The organism is Paenibacillus baimaensis, from assembly GCF_025567575.1.
Window position 1 is genome coordinate 126,854 of record NZ_JAOQIO010000016.1, and the last position, 15,711, is coordinate 142,564.

The 15,711-nt window shown below is 43.4% G+C and carries 17 protein-coding genes; 11 read left to right on the plus strand and 6 right to left on the minus strand.

Features of this window, described 5'->3' with window-relative positions:
- Positions 1–22: 22 nt before the first annotated feature.
- From OB236_RS07520 to OB236_RS07535, 4 genes are all read right to left on the minus strand, one after another.
- Positions 23–1,975, minus strand: coding sequence for an FtsX-like permease family protein (locus OB236_RS07520; protein WP_262683386.1), 1,953 nt, complete (start codon positions 1,973–1,975; stop codon positions 23–25).
- Positions 1,965–2,726 carry an ABC transporter ATP-binding protein gene (locus OB236_RS07525; protein ID WP_262683387.1) on the minus strand — a complete coding sequence of 254 codons (762 nt, stop codon included), beginning with the start codon at positions 2,724–2,726 and terminating at the stop codon, positions 1,965–1,967. Before OB236_RS07525 ends, OB236_RS07520 begins: the two co-directional genes overlap by 11 nt.
- A gap of 100 nt (positions 2,727–2,826) precedes the next feature.
- A complete protein-coding gene (locus OB236_RS07530) occupies positions 2,827–3,831 on the minus strand; it encodes a sensor histidine kinase (RefSeq protein ID WP_262683388.1) in 1,005 nt (334 codons plus the stop codon).
- Positions 3,824–4,519, minus strand: a complete 696-nt coding sequence (locus OB236_RS07535; protein ID WP_262683389.1) for a response regulator transcription factor — start codon at positions 4,517–4,519, stop codon at positions 3,824–3,826. The genes OB236_RS07530 and OB236_RS07535 overlap by 8 nt, the downstream gene beginning before the upstream one ends.
- Before the next feature lie 242 nt (positions 4,520–4,761).
- Here OB236_RS07535 and OB236_RS07540 point away from each other — a divergent pair, with 242 nt between their 5' ends.
- The 10 genes from OB236_RS07540 (at position 4,762) to OB236_RS07585 (ending at position 13,243) form a co-directional block, all read left to right on the plus strand.
- On the plus strand, positions 4,762–5,103 hold the full coding sequence (locus OB236_RS07540) for a zinc ribbon domain-containing protein YjdM (RefSeq protein ID WP_076233785.1): 342 nt from the start codon (positions 4,762–4,764) through the stop codon (positions 5,101–5,103).
- A gap of 289 nt (positions 5,104–5,392) precedes the next feature.
- Positions 5,393–6,304, plus strand: coding sequence for a dihydrodipicolinate synthase family protein (locus tag OB236_RS07545; protein WP_262683390.1), 912 nt, complete (start codon positions 5,393–5,395; stop codon positions 6,302–6,304).
- On the plus strand, positions 6,301–6,960 hold the full coding sequence (locus OB236_RS07550; RefSeq protein ID WP_262683501.1) for an SGNH/GDSL hydrolase family protein: 660 nt from the start codon (positions 6,301–6,303) through the stop codon (positions 6,958–6,960). Before OB236_RS07545 ends, OB236_RS07550 begins: the two co-directional genes overlap by 4 nt.
- Before the next feature lie 8 nt (positions 6,961–6,968).
- On the plus strand, positions 6,969–8,381 hold the full coding sequence (locus tag OB236_RS07555) for an ABC transporter substrate-binding protein (RefSeq protein ID WP_262683391.1): 1,413 nt from the start codon (positions 6,969–6,971) through the stop codon (positions 8,379–8,381).
- A gap of 80 nt (positions 8,382–8,461) precedes the next feature.
- Complete coding sequence (locus OB236_RS07560; RefSeq protein ID WP_076233788.1) at positions 8,462–9,337, plus strand: carbohydrate ABC transporter permease; 876 nt, start codon at positions 8,462–8,464, stop codon at positions 9,335–9,337.
- A gap of 13 nt (positions 9,338–9,350) precedes the next feature.
- Positions 9,351–10,193 carry a carbohydrate ABC transporter permease gene (locus OB236_RS07565; RefSeq protein ID WP_262683392.1) on the plus strand — a complete coding sequence of 281 codons (843 nt, stop codon included), beginning with the start codon at positions 9,351–9,353 and terminating at the stop codon, positions 10,191–10,193.
- 27 nt (positions 10,194–10,220) lie between these two features.
- Positions 10,221–10,910: an N-acetylmannosamine-6-phosphate 2-epimerase gene (locus tag OB236_RS07570; RefSeq protein WP_262683393.1), complete on the plus strand. Its 690-nt coding sequence runs from the start codon at positions 10,221–10,223 to the stop codon at positions 10,908–10,910.
- A gap of 3 nt (positions 10,911–10,913) precedes the next feature.
- Positions 10,914–11,798: an ROK family protein gene (locus tag OB236_RS07575; RefSeq protein WP_317259324.1), complete on the plus strand. Its 885-nt coding sequence runs from the start codon at positions 10,914–10,916 to the stop codon at positions 11,796–11,798.
- A 67-nt stretch (positions 11,799–11,865) separates the two neighbouring features.
- Positions 11,866–12,720 (plus strand): MurR/RpiR family transcriptional regulator, encoded by an 855-nt coding sequence (locus OB236_RS07580; protein ID WP_076233791.1) that lies wholly within the window; start codon positions 11,866–11,868, stop codon positions 12,718–12,720.
- Between the two features lie 52 nt (positions 12,721–12,772).
- Positions 12,773–13,243, plus strand: coding sequence for a YhcH/YjgK/YiaL family protein (locus tag OB236_RS07585; RefSeq protein WP_262683394.1), 471 nt, complete (start codon positions 12,773–12,775; stop codon positions 13,241–13,243).
- A 121-nt stretch (positions 13,244–13,364) separates the two neighbouring features.
- Here the strand turns inward: OB236_RS07585 and OB236_RS07590 are convergent, their stop codons facing one another.
- Together OB236_RS07590 and OB236_RS07595 are read right to left on the minus strand one after the other, a co-directional pair.
- Positions 13,365–14,267, minus strand: coding sequence for a LysR family transcriptional regulator (locus OB236_RS07590; protein WP_262683395.1), 903 nt, complete (start codon positions 14,265–14,267; stop codon positions 13,365–13,367).
- Positions 14,268–14,320: 53 nt separating this feature from the next.
- Positions 14,321–14,959, minus strand: coding sequence for an HD domain-containing protein (locus OB236_RS07595; RefSeq protein ID WP_262683396.1), 639 nt, complete (start codon positions 14,957–14,959; stop codon positions 14,321–14,323).
- A 252-nt stretch (positions 14,960–15,211) separates the two neighbouring features.
- On the opposite strand from OB236_RS07595, the gene OB236_RS07600 reads away from it, so the two are divergent.
- On the plus strand, positions 15,212–15,646 hold the full coding sequence (locus OB236_RS07600; RefSeq protein WP_262683397.1) for an SRPBCC domain-containing protein: 435 nt from the start codon (positions 15,212–15,214) through the stop codon (positions 15,644–15,646).
- Positions 15,647–15,711 lie beyond the last annotated feature (65 nt).

Here is a 15,711-nt window from a genome sequence, read left to right on the forward strand (position 1 = left end):
TGGAGCGTGTGTTTCATCCTTATTAAAGTGCCTCTTTAATCACCTTTTTGTAATAAAAGACGGATAGTATCCCAAAAATCGAGTACAGCGCTGCATAGAGGATCATGACTATAATCATCGGTGTCCAGAGCTCAGATCCAAAAAAGAACCAGCCGGATTGGACGGCAAAATAACTGTGGAGCAGCCCTACGACCAAGGGGATTCCAAAATTAAAGACTTGCTTGGCCCGAATGCCCTGTAATAAATCGCCCTGCGTGAAGCCGAGCTTTCTTAGAATCGTATAACTGGACCTTTCATCTTCACTTTCATCCATTTGTTTAAAATATAGAATACAGCCGGATGTAATCAAAAAGGTCAGTCCGAGGAAGGCAACAATAAACATGATGAGTCCCATATTTTGTTTTTGGCGGTTGCTCATTCCGAGTTGCGAATCGAAGGCATTGTTATCGTCAAAGCTCATCTCGTTAAACAGTTTGTTGGCTGCTTTAACCATGGCCTTATCTTGGATCTCAATACCGATATATACGGAAGAGGCTATTTGAATGGCTGGATTGAGATCTTTTTTCAAGCGCTCAAATATGGCTTCGTCTACAATGGCAACGGGCAAGCCGCCGCTCGTGAAATAACCCGATATAGGAGCATCGATATGGAGCCGTTTATATTGCTGTGGAATGACCTCATGCTGACCCTTCAATTCAATAGCTCCAGCGTCTTTCATGGGCATGAATTTCTGCAGCATGCCACTGGAGTCTGTGAACAGCGTCTCATCAGCGGACAGCTGGATATTGTCGACGGCCCGCTCACTAATAACAGGCAGGGTCATGACTTTCGGATCAAACTTTGCATTCATTTCTTTTAGATTGGTGTCCATGATTTTCTCTGTATTAACGGCTACCTGTAGGACATCAACGGTTTTGTCTGTGTATCCAATATGATTGGCAGTTAATGCTTTTTTAAATTTCTCTGCATCCTGGATATTGGTGATTGAGAAATCTGCAGGAACATACAATTCGGCTGACTTTTCGGCGGAGTAGTACGAGATGTAGCTTAACGACAATAAACCGATGGCAAGCCCGGATACAGTTGTAATGATAGTTAGTAAAACTGCATTCGATTTCATTCTGAACATAATAGAGGAAAGCGACAATACCTCATTAATGTTTAAGTAACCTTGTTTCTTTTTTCGAATGATATTAAATATAAAGCTGACAGAGCCTTTATAAAAAAGATAAGTCCCGAATATAACGGACCCGAGAATAACAATCATCGCCGAGAAGAGCTGATTCATCGTGGTGAAGTCTCCACCAAATAATTTGGAAGAAAGATAATAGCCAACAAGGATCAGAATGATCCCAAGCATTCCGATAATCATTTCAAGGAGGGACACTTTTTTTAATTTACCCTCTGTCAGTGAAGTCACTCTAAATAAGGATAAAATAGTTTGTCTTTGGATGAACGTATAATTCATTAGCATGATGAAGAGATAAATGATAAAAAACACAATCAGTGTCTGAATAAGTGCCTGGTAAGAAAAATGTAGGGCTGCAATAGCATCGACACCTATCGTTTTAAAGAGAATCATAATAATTAATTTGGATACGGAGAATCCTACAAAAATCCCTAATAGTAAGGAGCCAAAATAAAGGATAAAGTTCTCAGCCGTCAAGATTCGGAATATCCTGTTTTTGGTCATCCCTATAAGTTGAAACAAGCCAATTTCTTTACTGCGTCGTTTGATAAAGATGTTGTTGGCATATAAAAGAAAGATGAAAACAATGGCGACAAGTAAGATAGATGCTGCTTTAATGGCCGCGGCCCCTTTAATAGACCCTTCTAATTGCTCCATCGAGGGGTCATATTGTAAGGTGACAAAGGCGAAGTAAAGCGCGGCACTGAAGATTAAGGCAAATACATACAGGTAATAATTTTTCAAATTCTTTTTTAGATTGCGAAGCATGAGCTGATTAATACTCATTCTGCACCCCGCCTAATACACCCTGGGTTTTCATGATATCTTTAAAGAACGTTTGTCTCGTTTCTTCCCCTTTATTGAGCTGCGTATAAATTTGCCCATCCTTGATAAAGATGACTCGACTGCAATAACTGGCTGCTACCGGATCGTGAGTTACCATAATAATGGTAGCCTTTCTTTTCTGGTTTAATTCGCTCAGCTTATTTAATAAATCCGAAGCGGATTTGGAATCCAGTGCACCTGTCGGTTCGTCAGCAAAAATAAGGCTGGGCTCATGTATAAAAGCCCGTGCAGCCGAGGTGCGCTGTTTTTGCCCACCGGAAATTTCGTTCGGATACTTATTGTGCAGATCAACAATCCCCAGTTCTGTCGCAAGGGCTTGAAATCGTTGCTCGGCTGCTTTTTTGGATGTTTTGGTGATGGATAACGGCAGAAGGATATTTTCCTTGACGGTCAGCGTATCTAATAAGTTGTATTCCTGAAAAATAAAGCCCAAATGATTTTTGCGAAATTCGGCTAACTGCTTTTCCTTCATGCCCGAAATTTCGATGCCTTCAATCTTAATGGTGCCGCTGCTGATCTTATCAATCGACGAGAGAACGTTGAGCAATGTCGTTTTACCTGAGCCGGATGCGCCCATGATACTGACGAATTCACCTTTCTCAATCCGTAAATCCAGACCGCTTAATACGGATTGCTGATTCGATTTATTGCCATAGCTTTTGTGAATTTTATTAGCTTCCAAAATAATCATATCGATACACTCCCTTGTCTCATTGGTCTTATTATAAGAGAGTCCGCCTTTCTTATCCTCCGATTGACCGAACAAAACAACAAAGCATGTGACATTGTTGTCACACGCCTGTGATCCGAACAAATTCATTTTTTTGTGGAAACGTTAAGGTGAACGTTGTTCCTTCTCCCACCACAGATTGTACCTGGATATGGATGAGCAGCGACTGTGCTGCCTTGTGGGCCAAATATAACCCCATGCCTGTTGCGGCATGGTCTTGATGCATGGCTGTGGAGGTAAACCCTTTATCGAATATGCGTGGCAGATCCTTGGGGTCAATGCCACGTCCACTATCTTGCACCTCGACGAGGGTTTGATCCGCACGCTGATAGCTTCTGACGATGATGTCGGATGCTGGGCTGTATTTCACGGCATTGGTTAAGAGCTGTCTGAGGATAAAGGCCAGCCATTTGGCATCACTAAGCACCTCTGCTGCTTCTAACTGAATGTCAAAGCCGATCCCTTTTTGAATACACCAGGACTGCAGCGTTCTGATTTCGTTGAAAATAATCGTTTCCAGATCGGTGTGCTCGATATACAAATCATTTTCTATAAACGGAATGCGTCTTTGATGGAGCTGCTGGTCGAGCAGAAGATGAATGCGCAGCCATTCATAAGTTAAATGTGTTTTCATCATGTCGTCGTCCAAACGATCAATCATTAGGTGCATAGCTGTCAGCGGCGTTTTAACCTCATGAATCCAGGATAACAAGTCATCCTTCTCTTCTTCCAGAGCGATCTGGTTTCGCGAAGCGGTCCTTTTCAGGAGCTCGATTTGGTTCGTCATACTGGTATCAATAATTTTCTCGAATGGACTTTCCGGACTGGCGATACTCGTTAAATCCAGATTGTTGTCCCGTTCTTCCAGGCTTTTATAGAAACGGGTCTCAGTATGGTAACGAATCATCAAAAAGACTGTAAACACGATCATCGATAAAAACACCATATAGAGGATGGATTGGAGCGGGATGGTCGGATCCATATAAGCGACGAAGAGGATCAGCAGCTGCTGGCATATAAAAAGCAGAATCCAGCTGCGTCTTTCGATGAGATAGGTTTTAATCAAACGAATTCGCCTCTTCAGCAGCCATATAACCTTGCCCGACCTTCGTCTCAATAAAGCGTCCCAGTTCAAGCTCATCCAGCCTTTTACGCAGACGATTTACATTGACAGTAAGGGTGTTATCGCTTATAAAACGCTTGTCCTCCCACAAGCTGTTGATGAGCTCATCCCGGCTTACGATCTTATTCTTCTTCTCGATAAGCAGCTTTAATATGAAAATTTCGTTTTTGGTTAGCTCAATCGAGCCTGCCTCATTGGATACTACATTTTTCTCATAATCTACAGCTGCGCCGCACCACGATTTGAGTTCGACGGGGTCTGTATTGTAGTTGTATACACGTCGAAGTATCGCTTGTATTTTGGCAATAAGCACATCGAAATGAAAGGGCTTTTGCATATAATCGTCTGCACCCAGCTGCATGGACATCACAATATCCGTTGGGTGATCGCGAGAGGACAGGAATATAATCGGAATAGTCGAATGGGATCGAATCATTCTACACCAATGAAAGCCGTCGAATTTTGGCAGTTGAATATCAATAATGACCAGATCGGGTTTGATCTCTGTGAATTCCTGAATGACCTTACTGAAATCAGTAATCCCATATACATCATAGGACCACTGCGACAATCGATCCTTGATCTCAGTAAATAACGTTGTGTCATCTTCGATTAATAAGAGTTTGAACAAATGGTTTCACCACACAGTTAGATTGATTTATGGTAATTGTATAGTAAAATCTTAGGGTATGCCACAAAGGGCATTTCCCCCAGTCGCATGGTTATCCATGTGAACCATAAAAGTATGCTATCATGAACAGACATCAATTCATCATGGAGGAATCAACTTGAGCAGGCTGCCCAACATACTCGTGTATAATTGGGAACGGGGATATTAAATCTATCAAAATAAGGAATGGAGCAAACGAAATCATGTCTAGTTTACCAAATTGTCCAGCATGTCAGTCCGAATATACATACGAGGATGGAAGTTTGTTGATTTGCCCGGAATGTGCGCATGAATGGAATTTAGAATCGGAGTCCGAACATAGTGAAGATAAAAGGATTGTTAAAGATGCAAATGGTAATGTCTTGAACGATGGTGATTCGGTAACGGTCATCAAGGATTTGAAAGTAAAAGGAAGCTCATCCGTCATCAAAATAGGTACCCGAGTAAAAAACATACGTCTAGTTGACGGGGATCACGATATTGATTGCAAAATTGATAGCTTTGGAGCTATGAAATTAAAATCCGAATTTGTCAAAAAGATATAAAATCAGCTGAACCCAACAGAACAGGTAAGTATTGGTGGCCCTTTAATTTGAAGGGCTTTTTCGTATTTGAAAAGCTGCATAGGGATGGAATTAATAATCCATAATAAGGGATAATCAGGCGAAATAATGCCTCTCCCGGGAATCCATTACCGAGAATTTACATCAGGAGGTTTTAATTAGGAGGAAATAATTTTCATAATATATTTATTGGTGAAATTAATTTACAGACCTAAAAAATTGTGATATGTTATTTATGCTCACATTATAAAAACAACAGGAGGGGAATTCATTGAAATTAGAAAAGTTCCATGGAATCATACCAGCCTTTTATGCATGCTATGACGATCAAGGAGATATCTCAGAAGCCAGAACCCAAGCTCTGTGTGATTATTTGTACGAAAAAAAGGTCCAGGGGGTCTATGTCGGAGGAAGCTCCGGCGAGTGTATTTACCAAAGCCTGGACGAACGTAAGGCGGTACTTAGCTATGTAGCGAATCATTTGAAAGGGAAAATGACGCTCATCGCCCATGTAGGAGCACCTTCTACGAGAGACAGTATTGAATTGGCCAAGCATGCCGCAGCATTGGGATACGATGCTTTATCAGCCATTCCTCCGATTTATTTCAAGCTTCCCGATCGTTCTGTATTCAAATATTGGACGGATATTATCGAAGCAACGCCTTTGGACTTCATTATTTACAACATTCCGCAAACTACGGGCTACACGTTAACGACATCCTTGTTCGAGAAGCTGCTCGCCAACAAAAAGGTGATCGGCGTCAAAAATTCCTCGATGCCGACCATGGATATTGAACGGTTCAAAAAAACAGGCGGAGACGATGTTATCGTATTTAACGGCCCGGATGAACAGTATGTGGCTGGAAGAATCATGGGCGCTGATGGCGGGATCGGTGGCACCTATGCAGCTATGCCGGAGCTATTCCTGCAGGCTAATCAATTCATCCTGCAAGGTAAGTTTGAGGAAGCCAAGCACATCCAGAGCGATATCAACGACATCATTATTGCACTGTGCTCACAGAATGGGTCGATGTACGCCGTGATCAAAGAAATACTCAATAGAAGAGGCGTAAATGTAGGTAGTGTAAGAGCGCCACTTGAAGGCATTTCCAGTGAGGATTCAGGTCCAATTGATGAGATTATTGTGATGATCGATCAGGCTATTCAACGCTATTGCCAATGAGGCCATTAACGAAAAAGACGATTGTATGCTTTGGGGACTCGAACACTTGGGGCTACAATGCCGAAACGGACGCAAGATTCGATGAAGCGACGAGATGGACGGGGCTTCTGGCTGCTGAGCTGGACAGCTCGTACCGTATTATCGAAGAGGGTCTCAGTGGTAGAACGAGTGTAAAAGAAGATCCCTTGTTCGAAGGCTTGTCCGGACTATCCTATCTGTATCCATGTCTGATGTCGCATTCACCCTTGGATTTGGTTGTCATCATGCTCGGAACCAACGACACGAAAGCTCGCTTTCATTTAACTTCTTATAATATTGCTCAAGGCATTGTTCGACTGGCGAAGAAAGCCAGAGCAACAACAACAGGTATAGATGGTCACTCTCCTGAAGTTCTGGTAATTGCCCCGCCTCCGATAGGTGAGAAGTATGTGGACACCTCAATATGCAAATCGATGGGAACTCAGTGCAGCGAGAAATCGTTGGAGCTCGTGGAACATCTGAACGATCTGCTGAAGGGAACGGACATTCATTTTGCCGATTCCAAAGCAGAGGTTGTCATGAATGAAATTGATTATATGCATCTGGATAAGGATGGGCATCGTCAAATGGCGAAATTTGTGCGGGGTCAAATCACAAGTATTTTAAATGAGAGGTAGATGTATACATGAAAAGAAAACGCCTACTTGCTGCTACTGGCGCTTTGATGATGTTGACTTCGGTTATTGCTGGCTGTTCAGGCGGCAATAACGAAGCTAATAGTGGGGCCAGTGCAGGGCAAGCTTCTGCCGGTAAAAAGGTTGAGATCAAGGTATGGCTGACGCCTCAGTGGAAAGGTGTTTTGGATGCATCGGAAAAAGGTGCCGACTATGACAGCTTCCTGAAGTATGCAGCCGAGAAATTTACAGCCCAATACAAGAAATATGATGCAAAAGTAAACGTCGAGGTTATTGCCGGCGACCAGCGGGACCAACTGCTCAACGTAAACTTAAGCAGCGGCACGGCTCCAGATGTATTTTTTGAGAGCGTTTTTGCAATGGGAGATTATGTGCACCGCGGTGCATTGGCACCGTTAAACGATATTGTCGATGACCAAGCCAAAAGCGATATTCCCCAAAGCTATTGGGATGCGGTAACTTTCGGAAAAGATATTTATTTCTACCCGTTCCAGCATAATCCCGGCACCCTGGTGTATAACGCAGATATGCTGAAAGCCGCAGGCTTGGATAAGTTCATCGGCGGAGAAAACGAAATTAAAACGTGGACTCTGGATGAATACGAGCAAATCCTGAAAGGGCTTAAAGACAATCTGCCCAAAGACAAATATTCCAATGCGTACCCGATGTCCTTATTTGCTGTCAATAATCAAGGAGATACATGGAATCTTGCCTATCTGAGAATGTTTGGCAACAAATTTTTTGATGACAAGGGCAATGTGGCTCTGGATGATGAAAAAGGCGTCAAGGCTGCAGCTTGGTTGAAAAAAATCAAAGATGCGGGTTATACGAATCCAGGACCTGAATCGGTATCATCCAATGATGCTAACGGAATGTTCCAGAATCAGCAGCTTGCGATCAGCTTTACGAATCCAATCTTGTTCAACAACATGAAAGTTGGCATGGATACAGGCAAATCTACCAAGTTCGATATTAGACTGGCCAACATTCCGTCCGCAACTGGAGAGCCGCTGTCCTTTACGTATGTGGTTGGAGCCAGCGTATTCCAGAATAAAGATGAGAAAAGAGTCGAAGTGGCGAAAGATTTCGTAAAATTCTTCTCTACGGACCCAGAGCTGGTGAAATCGTCCAAAAACGGTATTCCTGTAAGAAGCTCTGTCTCGGATGAGTTCAAGAACGAAAAGCCTTTATTTGCCGCTTACAATGCCAATTCCAAATATTTGTTTAATTTCACCGGCAACGTCCCTGGATACAGCCAACTAAGAGAAGTTCTTTATCCGGGACTTCAAGCTCTGTATACAGGAGCCAAGACACCAGAGCAGTTCGTTAAGGAGTATCAGACTGGCGGTAACAAGGTGATTCAAACCAACAAAGAAAATTCGATCATTTACCAAAAAAAGTAATCCCGTAAATAAACAATTCACGATTAGCAGTCTTGGGAGCGACGAGCTCCTGAGGCCGGCTAATTAGAAAGGTATACGACATGAGACTACGTAATCAATCCACCAAAGAAAGTATGACCGGTTATTTGTTTATTTTGCCGCAGATGCTGATTTTCTTAATTTTTCTGGTATATCCGATCATAGAAGGCATTAGGCTTAGTTTGTATCAGATCAATTATCAAACCGAGAAGTTTGTTGGACTGAGCAATTACGTGTCGCTGTTTAGTGATGATGTATTTTTTAAGGCGCTTTTTAATACGATTGTGTTCGTTGTTTGTATCGTCATTTTAACGGTTGGATTTGCACTGTTCGTAGCTTCCGCTGTATTCGATAAGAATGCGAAGTATGTCTCCTTCATTAGAGGCAGCTACTATATACCCGTAATGGTATCTATGGTCGTGATGAGCATGGTGTGGAGCTTTTTGCTGAATCCTGCTAATGGACTTATTTCTTATTTTTCTAAAGAAATGGGTCTGGGCACGGTTAATCTCCTTGGGAAAACACAGACGGTTATGCCGGTTATTATATTCGTAACGTTCGTAACAAATGTGGGTCAAGCGATCATCCTGTATATCGCCGCGATGCTCGGCGTTTCCAAAGATTTGTTCGAGGCTGCGGAAGTGGATGGAGCCAGCAGATGGCAGGTTATTTTTAAAATACTGATTCCTTCCGTCCAATCGACCACGGTTTATATTGTTATTATCAACATCATTGCTGTTTTGAAAATATTTGTTGTGATTCAGCTCTTAACAGGCGGGGGGCCGAATAATTCCTCTGTGACGCTCATGTACTATCTCTATAATAATGCCTTCAAATATAATCAGCTCGGTACGGCTTCGGCAGTAGGGGTTATTATGTTCGTGATTACGTTGTTGTTGTCGATGCCTCAGCTAAGAAGCTTGATTAAGGATAAGTAAGGGGGTACTCCGTATGTCGCAGAAAAATAACAAGAAGAAGATGGAACGATCTGATATTATATCCAATATCATTATCTTTCTCCTCGCGCTGTTTAACTTGTTTCCTTTATATTGGTTGTTTACAAGCTCGCTGAAAAACAGCTCGGATGTTGTGAAGATGCCGCCCGACTGGTGGCCGAGCACGATCACCTTCTCGAACTATGCAGATGTGTTTCAAAGCCAACCGGCTTTAAGATGGGCATTCAACAGTATATTTGTATCGGGTGCCTCCACCGTCCTTGTCATCATCGTAGGGGCGATGGCCGCGTATGCCTTCTCGAAGCTTAAATTCAAAGGTAAGGATATCATATTTATCATTTTTATTTCCAGCCTGATGATTCCCAAGGAAATCATGATTGTGCCTTTATTTCGGATTACGCAGCAATTTGGAATGGTCAACAGCTTCAACGGGATGATATGGCCGAACGTTGCTACCGCATTTGGGGTGTTTTTGTTAAAAGGTTTTTTTGATGCGACTCCGAATGCTTTAAGAGAAGCCTCCAGAATTGATGGGGCAGGGGAATGGAGAACCTTCCTGCAAATTATGCTGCCTATAGTCAAGCCTGGCATCGGTGCGTTATTTATCCTAAACTTCGTTCAAGTCTGGAACGACTACCTATGGCAATCCGTCGTAGGGCAAGAGAAGAACATGAAAACATTAATGGTAGGTACCGCTACCTTGATGCAGGATCTGAATCCGAACTTCGCTTATAAAATGGCGGGGGCCACGGTGGCTGCGATACCGATGTTATTGATCTTTATTTTATTCCAACGGTACTTTACCCAAGGTATGACAGCTGGAGCTGTCAAAGAGTAAATATTATAGGTGTGGAGTTGGAAGCAGATGTATACAAACAGAAATATACTCGATATGATACAAAGAAAGCTGGTCGTTTCTTGCCAAGCCTTGCCTGAAGAACCGCTGCACAGCCCATTTATTATGGGAAGAATGGCATATGCGGCTTACTTGGGTGGCGCTTCGGGAATTCGAGCTAACAGCGTGGACGATATTAAGGAAATCAAAAAGCATGTGGATTTACCGATCATCGGGATTATCAAAAGTGTTTATGAAGGATCGGAAGTATTTATCACCCCTACGATGAAGGAAGTCGATGAGCTTTACCGCGAAGGTGTAGATATGATCGCGATGGATGCAACCGACCGCAGAAGACCGGATGGCTTAACCATAACGGAGCTGTTTCCTCACATAAGAGAAAAGTACAAGAATCAGCTCTTTATGGCGGATTGCTCGACCTATGAGGAGGCCCTCACAGCTGTTGAGCTTGGTTTCGATAGTATCGGAACTACGTTAAGCGGTTATACAGAAGCGACCAAAGACAAATCCTTGCCTGATTTTGATTTGATCGAGACACTTGTGAATACGCTATCTGTTCCCGTCATTGCAGAGGGCGGTATTTCGACACCCGAGGAATTAAAAAAATTATTCGATCTGGGTATTTACTCGGCTGTAGTGGGGTCTGCCATTACGAGACCGATGGAAATCACCAAAAAATTTATGAAGGCTGTCGAATAACGTATGGTCATGAAAATTTTAGCGGCGGATATCGGTGGAACCAACACGAAGATGGGCATTTGCGATGAACGAGGACATATCGATCAATTTAAGGAGTACCCGACGGAAAGCGACAGGGGAGGCCCTCATGTCGTGGAAAGATTACTTGACCAGATGGCCGCGTATGAGGAATACGATGCGATTGCTATCAGTACAGCCGGTCAAGTCAATGTCGAAGAAGGATATATTGTTTATGCAAATCCCAATATTCCGGATTACACGGGCATGAAGATTAGGGAGCTTGTAGAAAATCGATTTCACAAGCCGGTTAAGGTAGAAAATGATGTCAATGCGGCCGCGCTCGGAGAAGCTTACTTTGGTGCAGCCCAATCGTTTCAAGATTTCTTATGTCTTACTTTCGGTACAGGGATCGGCGGAGCTATTGTTATTCATCATCAGATATACCGTGGAGCGAACGGTGTGGCCGCGGAGTTTGGGCATATGCTTACGCGTCCGTTGTCGGAAATGAGCAGCAGTGCAGGCAAGCCTTACTATGAAACCTATGCTTCAACGACAGCCTTGGTCCGAATGGCCAAGCAAGCAGATCCGGAATGTGTGGACGGGAAAGTTTTATTTGATAAAATAAGAACAGGCAACGATAAGCTGCAGCAAATTGTACACGCCTGGACGGCCGAGGTAGCCGTTGGTTTAGCGTCACTCATTCATATTTTTAATCCATCGGCTATTATTGTTGGTGGCGGAGTGATGGAGCAGGATGAGCTGGTTCGTCTAGTCGAGGTACAAACCAAGGATTTGATTATGGAAAGTTTCTCGGACGTGAAAATAGTTAAGGCATCACTTGGGAACAAGGCTGGTTTATTAGGTGCGGCATCACTATTTTTACGATGAATGTCGCGCAGCTATAATCCCTGAAGCCCCGAGCGTCTGAATCCTGAGGATTAAAAGAGGTGATAGGTTGCGCGCAGTCAATATTTTTACAACGATACATTCCAAGTACAATAACCTGACGAATACGGAAAAAAAAGTAGCGGATCATGTCCTGGAAAATGCGAAAAGTGTGGTATACATGTCCATTACCGATCTGGCAGATGTTTGCGGAGTGGGTGAATCCAGTATATTCAGGTTTTGCAGGTCCTTGAGCTATAAAGGGTATCAGGATTTCAAGATTGCACTGGCACATAGCATCACGGTGGAAAATGAAATACCGCAGCTCACGGACAAGGTTCTGATGAATGATACGATCGATCAGGTGGCTTCCAAGGTGTTGGCAACCAATATCAGCGCATTGAACGAAACGTTTAATTTAATCGATATCGCCAAAATGGATCAAGCCATAGACCATCTGCTTAAAGCGGAACGGGTCATCTTTTTTGGCGTCGGTTCTTCGTTAATGACGGCCATGGAAGCGAAAATCAAGTTTATGCGCATCACCAACAAAACGGAATGTACGATCGATTCGCATCTTCAGATGATGTCGGCGGCATTGATGACCAAACGGGATGTTGCCGTGATTATTTCTTATTCCGGCTCTACCAAGGATACCATCGAGGTGGCCAAGAAGGTAAAAGAACGCGGCGCGACGATCATTTCCATTACCAGATTCGAGAAGTCCCCGCTCACTTCCTATTCGGATCTTACGCTGCTGTGCGGTGCGAACGAGGGCCCTTTGCAGGGCGGTTCCTTATCTGCGAAAATATCACAGCTCTATTTGCTGGACCTCCTATATGTTGAATATTTCAAAAGGGATTATGAGGAGTCCATTAGAAATAAGGAAAGCACGGCTGCGTCCGTGACTGTTAAATTACTTTGATATTGTGCAAATGTTGAATGACTTCTGAAATACGCAATTGGGGGAATCGGTTATGATTATAGGTTCGATGTCATTATGGGAAAGCCAATCTACATTCGAGCATAAGATTATCGTATCGGCCATAGAGGAACTGAATACAATCCTCAAACAAAATCCTGCTGCAGGGCGAATTGAAATCAATGGCGACCAGATATACGCTACAATTATGGAATTCGAAACCAAACCCATTCAAGATCAGCTTGCCGAGAAACATGAATTGTATATCGATGTCCATTACCTGATTGAAGGCGAAGAGACTATCGGCTGGTTTGCACTTCGGGACGATGCTGTAACTGCGAAGCCTTATGACAGTGAACAGGATTACGCGCTGTATGAGCCTACGGCGGACGAGCTAATGCTCCAGCTCAAACCTGGGATGTATGCGGTCTTTTTCCCGAACGATATTCATAGACCCGGCATGGGGCAGCAAACGAAAATCAAGAAGGCCGTAGTGAAAATTCATGTGGATTTGTTTAAATCATAAATTCGATTCGATTGGTTATGTGCGAAGGCAAGCTGACCGAAAGTCGAGGCAAAAGCAAGCCCGGTATCTATTAAGGTACTGGGCTTTTGCTATTTTAAGCTGGAGGAAGCCTACTGCGGAGTCATGTCGATGGAAGTAGCAAATGATAAGCTTCTGTCGTTTTCTTTAATAAATCGATGAATTCACGAGCAGCGTACCCCATATATTTTTCCTTGTGATGGACCACTCCGATTTGTCTGTGGAAAGAGGGGTTTTCGATTTTGATAATGTTAATGTGTTCATTATTCCATATATTCAACAGCGTTCTGGAGAGAATGGATACGCCCGCCTGATTTTCTATCAAGCAAATGATCGCTTCGGGAGAATCTGTTTCAATTAACGGCGCGATGCTTATTCCTTGTAATGAACAAGCAGCATCAATTTGCTGGCGGCACTTGTAGTACTTGGGGAACAAAATGAAGGGCAAATGGGCTATTTCATCTAAATGGACGGCAGCATTGTGAGCCAAAGGATGATGTTTGGAAATAGCCAAATACAGCTCCTCCTCGTATAAGGGCACTGTGGTCATTCGTTCATCATGCACCGGAACAATCGTTAAAGCAAAGTCAATTTCATTCTGCAGGGCCCGTTCTACAATATCATCGGAACTAACAATCGTAATCTTGATGTTGGGATAATTGTCGTGAAATTCCAAAAGCAATTGGGAAACCAATTGATTAAGCTCACCCGTTAGAGCTCCTACTGTCAAGCTGCCTTGTTTCATAGTTTGCAGCTCCTGAATCTCTTCCCGAGCACTTACCATGCTGTTAAATATCGTGTGGCAATGCTTTAATAAGATGAATCCAGCTTCGGTTATCGCTGTTTTTTTTCCTATTCGGTCAAATAACAAGGTGCCCATTTCATCTTCTAATGCTTTGATTTGATGGCTTAAAGTAGGCTGTGTTACTCCTAGTTCCTCCGAAGCACGTGTGAAATGAAGCGTCTTGCATACTGCCATAAAATATTCTAACTGCCTGATTTCCATATTGACCTCCGCAAGACATTATATAGACTGATCACAATGTCCCTATTATACCACTACTCCCTCCACGGCGATTGCAGCACACAGTCACAAAAATTGGTATGCTTAAAACCCGGAAGTAAAAGCCCGCATACATCGGCTTTGATATTCCCAAACGTAGTTTCCGGCTTATGTTTAAAGCCTTCAAGGAAAGCTGGCAAGATCTTCGTTTTGAAATTATCACGCGGGAACGCAACGACAACCTTCTCACGTATGTCCTCCGAGATGCTGTCAAAGTTTTCACCCATAACATCATAGCCTACTCCTGAATAGATTAACGCCACTTCGGGCTCTTTATACTGGGCGACCCCGATGGTCGTGTGCAGGGCGATAGCATCCCATACAAGTCGAATAGACTCATCAGGAACTCCGTGCTGCTGAAGATAGCTTCTGGCTGCATTGGCCCCATCGACTTCAAAGCGTTTGTCGGGGCTGCTATATTTCGGAGTAAGCCCCAAGTCATGAAACAGTGCGCTAATATAAAGAAGCTCGGGATCGAATTTGACTCCTGCATGCTGGCCTTGAAGAGCTCCGAAAAGATAGACGCGGTGGGAATGGTTCCATAGTAGGGTGTTACCATGCTCGCGAAGTAATTCAGCCGCTCCAACCGCTAGCTTACTATCAGGAATACGAATATCAGCAATGGATTTCAACATAAAAAGGGCCTCCTCAGTGGTAGTTGAATACCCTCCCATTATAATACCCTTAATAATGATCGATCAATGCTATTGTTTCTATAATAACAATAGATATGACGCATGGTGTCATCCTATATTTTACAATGGGAAAGGGTGGCATTATGATGAAGAAGAAGAGGGTGTTAGTTAACAGTTAGTTAACCAACCCAAGCGTGCGCTATGACGCTGCTTGGGGGTTACTGAACCTACTATAAGGAATGAGGTGTTGTAATGGACAGCAAGACGTTTTCCGGGCCGCATAAGGTTATTGGTCAAACGGCTTCAGTAGGTTTCCAAGTTGGAGTTCGAAGAACGCTTCCTATCTCCCAGGAGCAGGCCTGGGTATTTCTGATCTCTTCTGAGGGCTTGAAATTATGGCTCGGCGACCTGCCATCCCTTAATCTAAACGTGGGGGAATCTTTTCGATCCAAAGAAGGCATTACAGGTCAGCTGCGAGTGGTTAAGCCGTTTCAACAACTCCGTATGACATGGGGGACCAAGGACTGGGAACAGCCATCCACTCTGCAAATCCGTTTGCTATCCGATAAGCCTGACAAAACAACGATTAGCTTTCACCAGGAAAAGCTGGATAGTTCCAACACAAGAGAACAGATGAAGCTTCATTGGGAACAGGTACTAGCCGCGATCACAAACCAAATCACATAAAGTGGTTGTTCCTTGCCTAAGGCTCAATGATATGGATACGAGGGACGTCGACCGCATGAAAAGCG

What these genes read in the sequence shown, in the direction of transcription:
- OB236_RS07575 (WP_317259324.1), top strand. Translation starts at nt 10,914, where the DNA reads ATGGTCATGAAAATTTTAGCGGCGGATATCGGTGGAACCAACACGAAG.
- OB236_RS07600 (WP_262683397.1), top strand. Translation starts at nt 15,212, where the DNA reads ATGGACAGCAAGACGTTTTCCGGGCCGCATAAGGTTATTGGTCAAACG.
- OB236_RS07595 (WP_262683396.1), bottom strand. Translation starts at nt 14,959, where the DNA reads ATGTTGAAATCCATTGCTGATATTCGTATTCCTGATAGTAAGCTAGCG.
- OB236_RS07540 (WP_076233785.1), top strand. Translation starts at nt 4,762, where the DNA reads ATGTCTAGTTTACCAAATTGTCCAGCATGTCAGTCCGAATATACATAC.
- OB236_RS07550 (WP_262683501.1), top strand. Translation starts at nt 6,301, where the DNA reads ATGAGGCCATTAACGAAAAAGACGATTGTATGCTTTGGGGACTCGAAC.
- OB236_RS07590 (WP_262683395.1), bottom strand. Translation starts at nt 14,267, where the DNA reads ATGGAAATCAGGCAGTTAGAATATTTTATGGCAGTATGCAAGACGCTT.
- OB236_RS07585 (WP_262683394.1), top strand. Translation starts at nt 12,773, where the DNA reads ATGATTATAGGTTCGATGTCATTATGGGAAAGCCAATCTACATTCGAG.
- OB236_RS07570 (WP_262683393.1), top strand. Translation starts at nt 10,221, where the DNA reads ATGTATACAAACAGAAATATACTCGATATGATACAAAGAAAGCTGGTC.
- OB236_RS07560 (WP_076233788.1), top strand. Translation starts at nt 8,462, where the DNA reads ATGAGACTACGTAATCAATCCACCAAAGAAAGTATGACCGGTTATTTG.
- OB236_RS07520 (WP_262683386.1), bottom strand. Translation starts at nt 1,975, where the DNA reads ATGAGTATTAATCAGCTCATGCTTCGCAATCTAAAAAAGAATTTGAAA.
- OB236_RS07525 (WP_262683387.1), bottom strand. Translation starts at nt 2,726, where the DNA reads ATGATTATTTTGGAAGCTAATAAAATTCACAAAAGCTATGGCAATAAA.
- OB236_RS07555 (WP_262683391.1), top strand. Translation starts at nt 6,969, where the DNA reads ATGAAAAGAAAACGCCTACTTGCTGCTACTGGCGCTTTGATGATGTTG.
- OB236_RS07565 (WP_262683392.1), top strand. Translation starts at nt 9,351, where the DNA reads ATGTCGCAGAAAAATAACAAGAAGAAGATGGAACGATCTGATATTATA.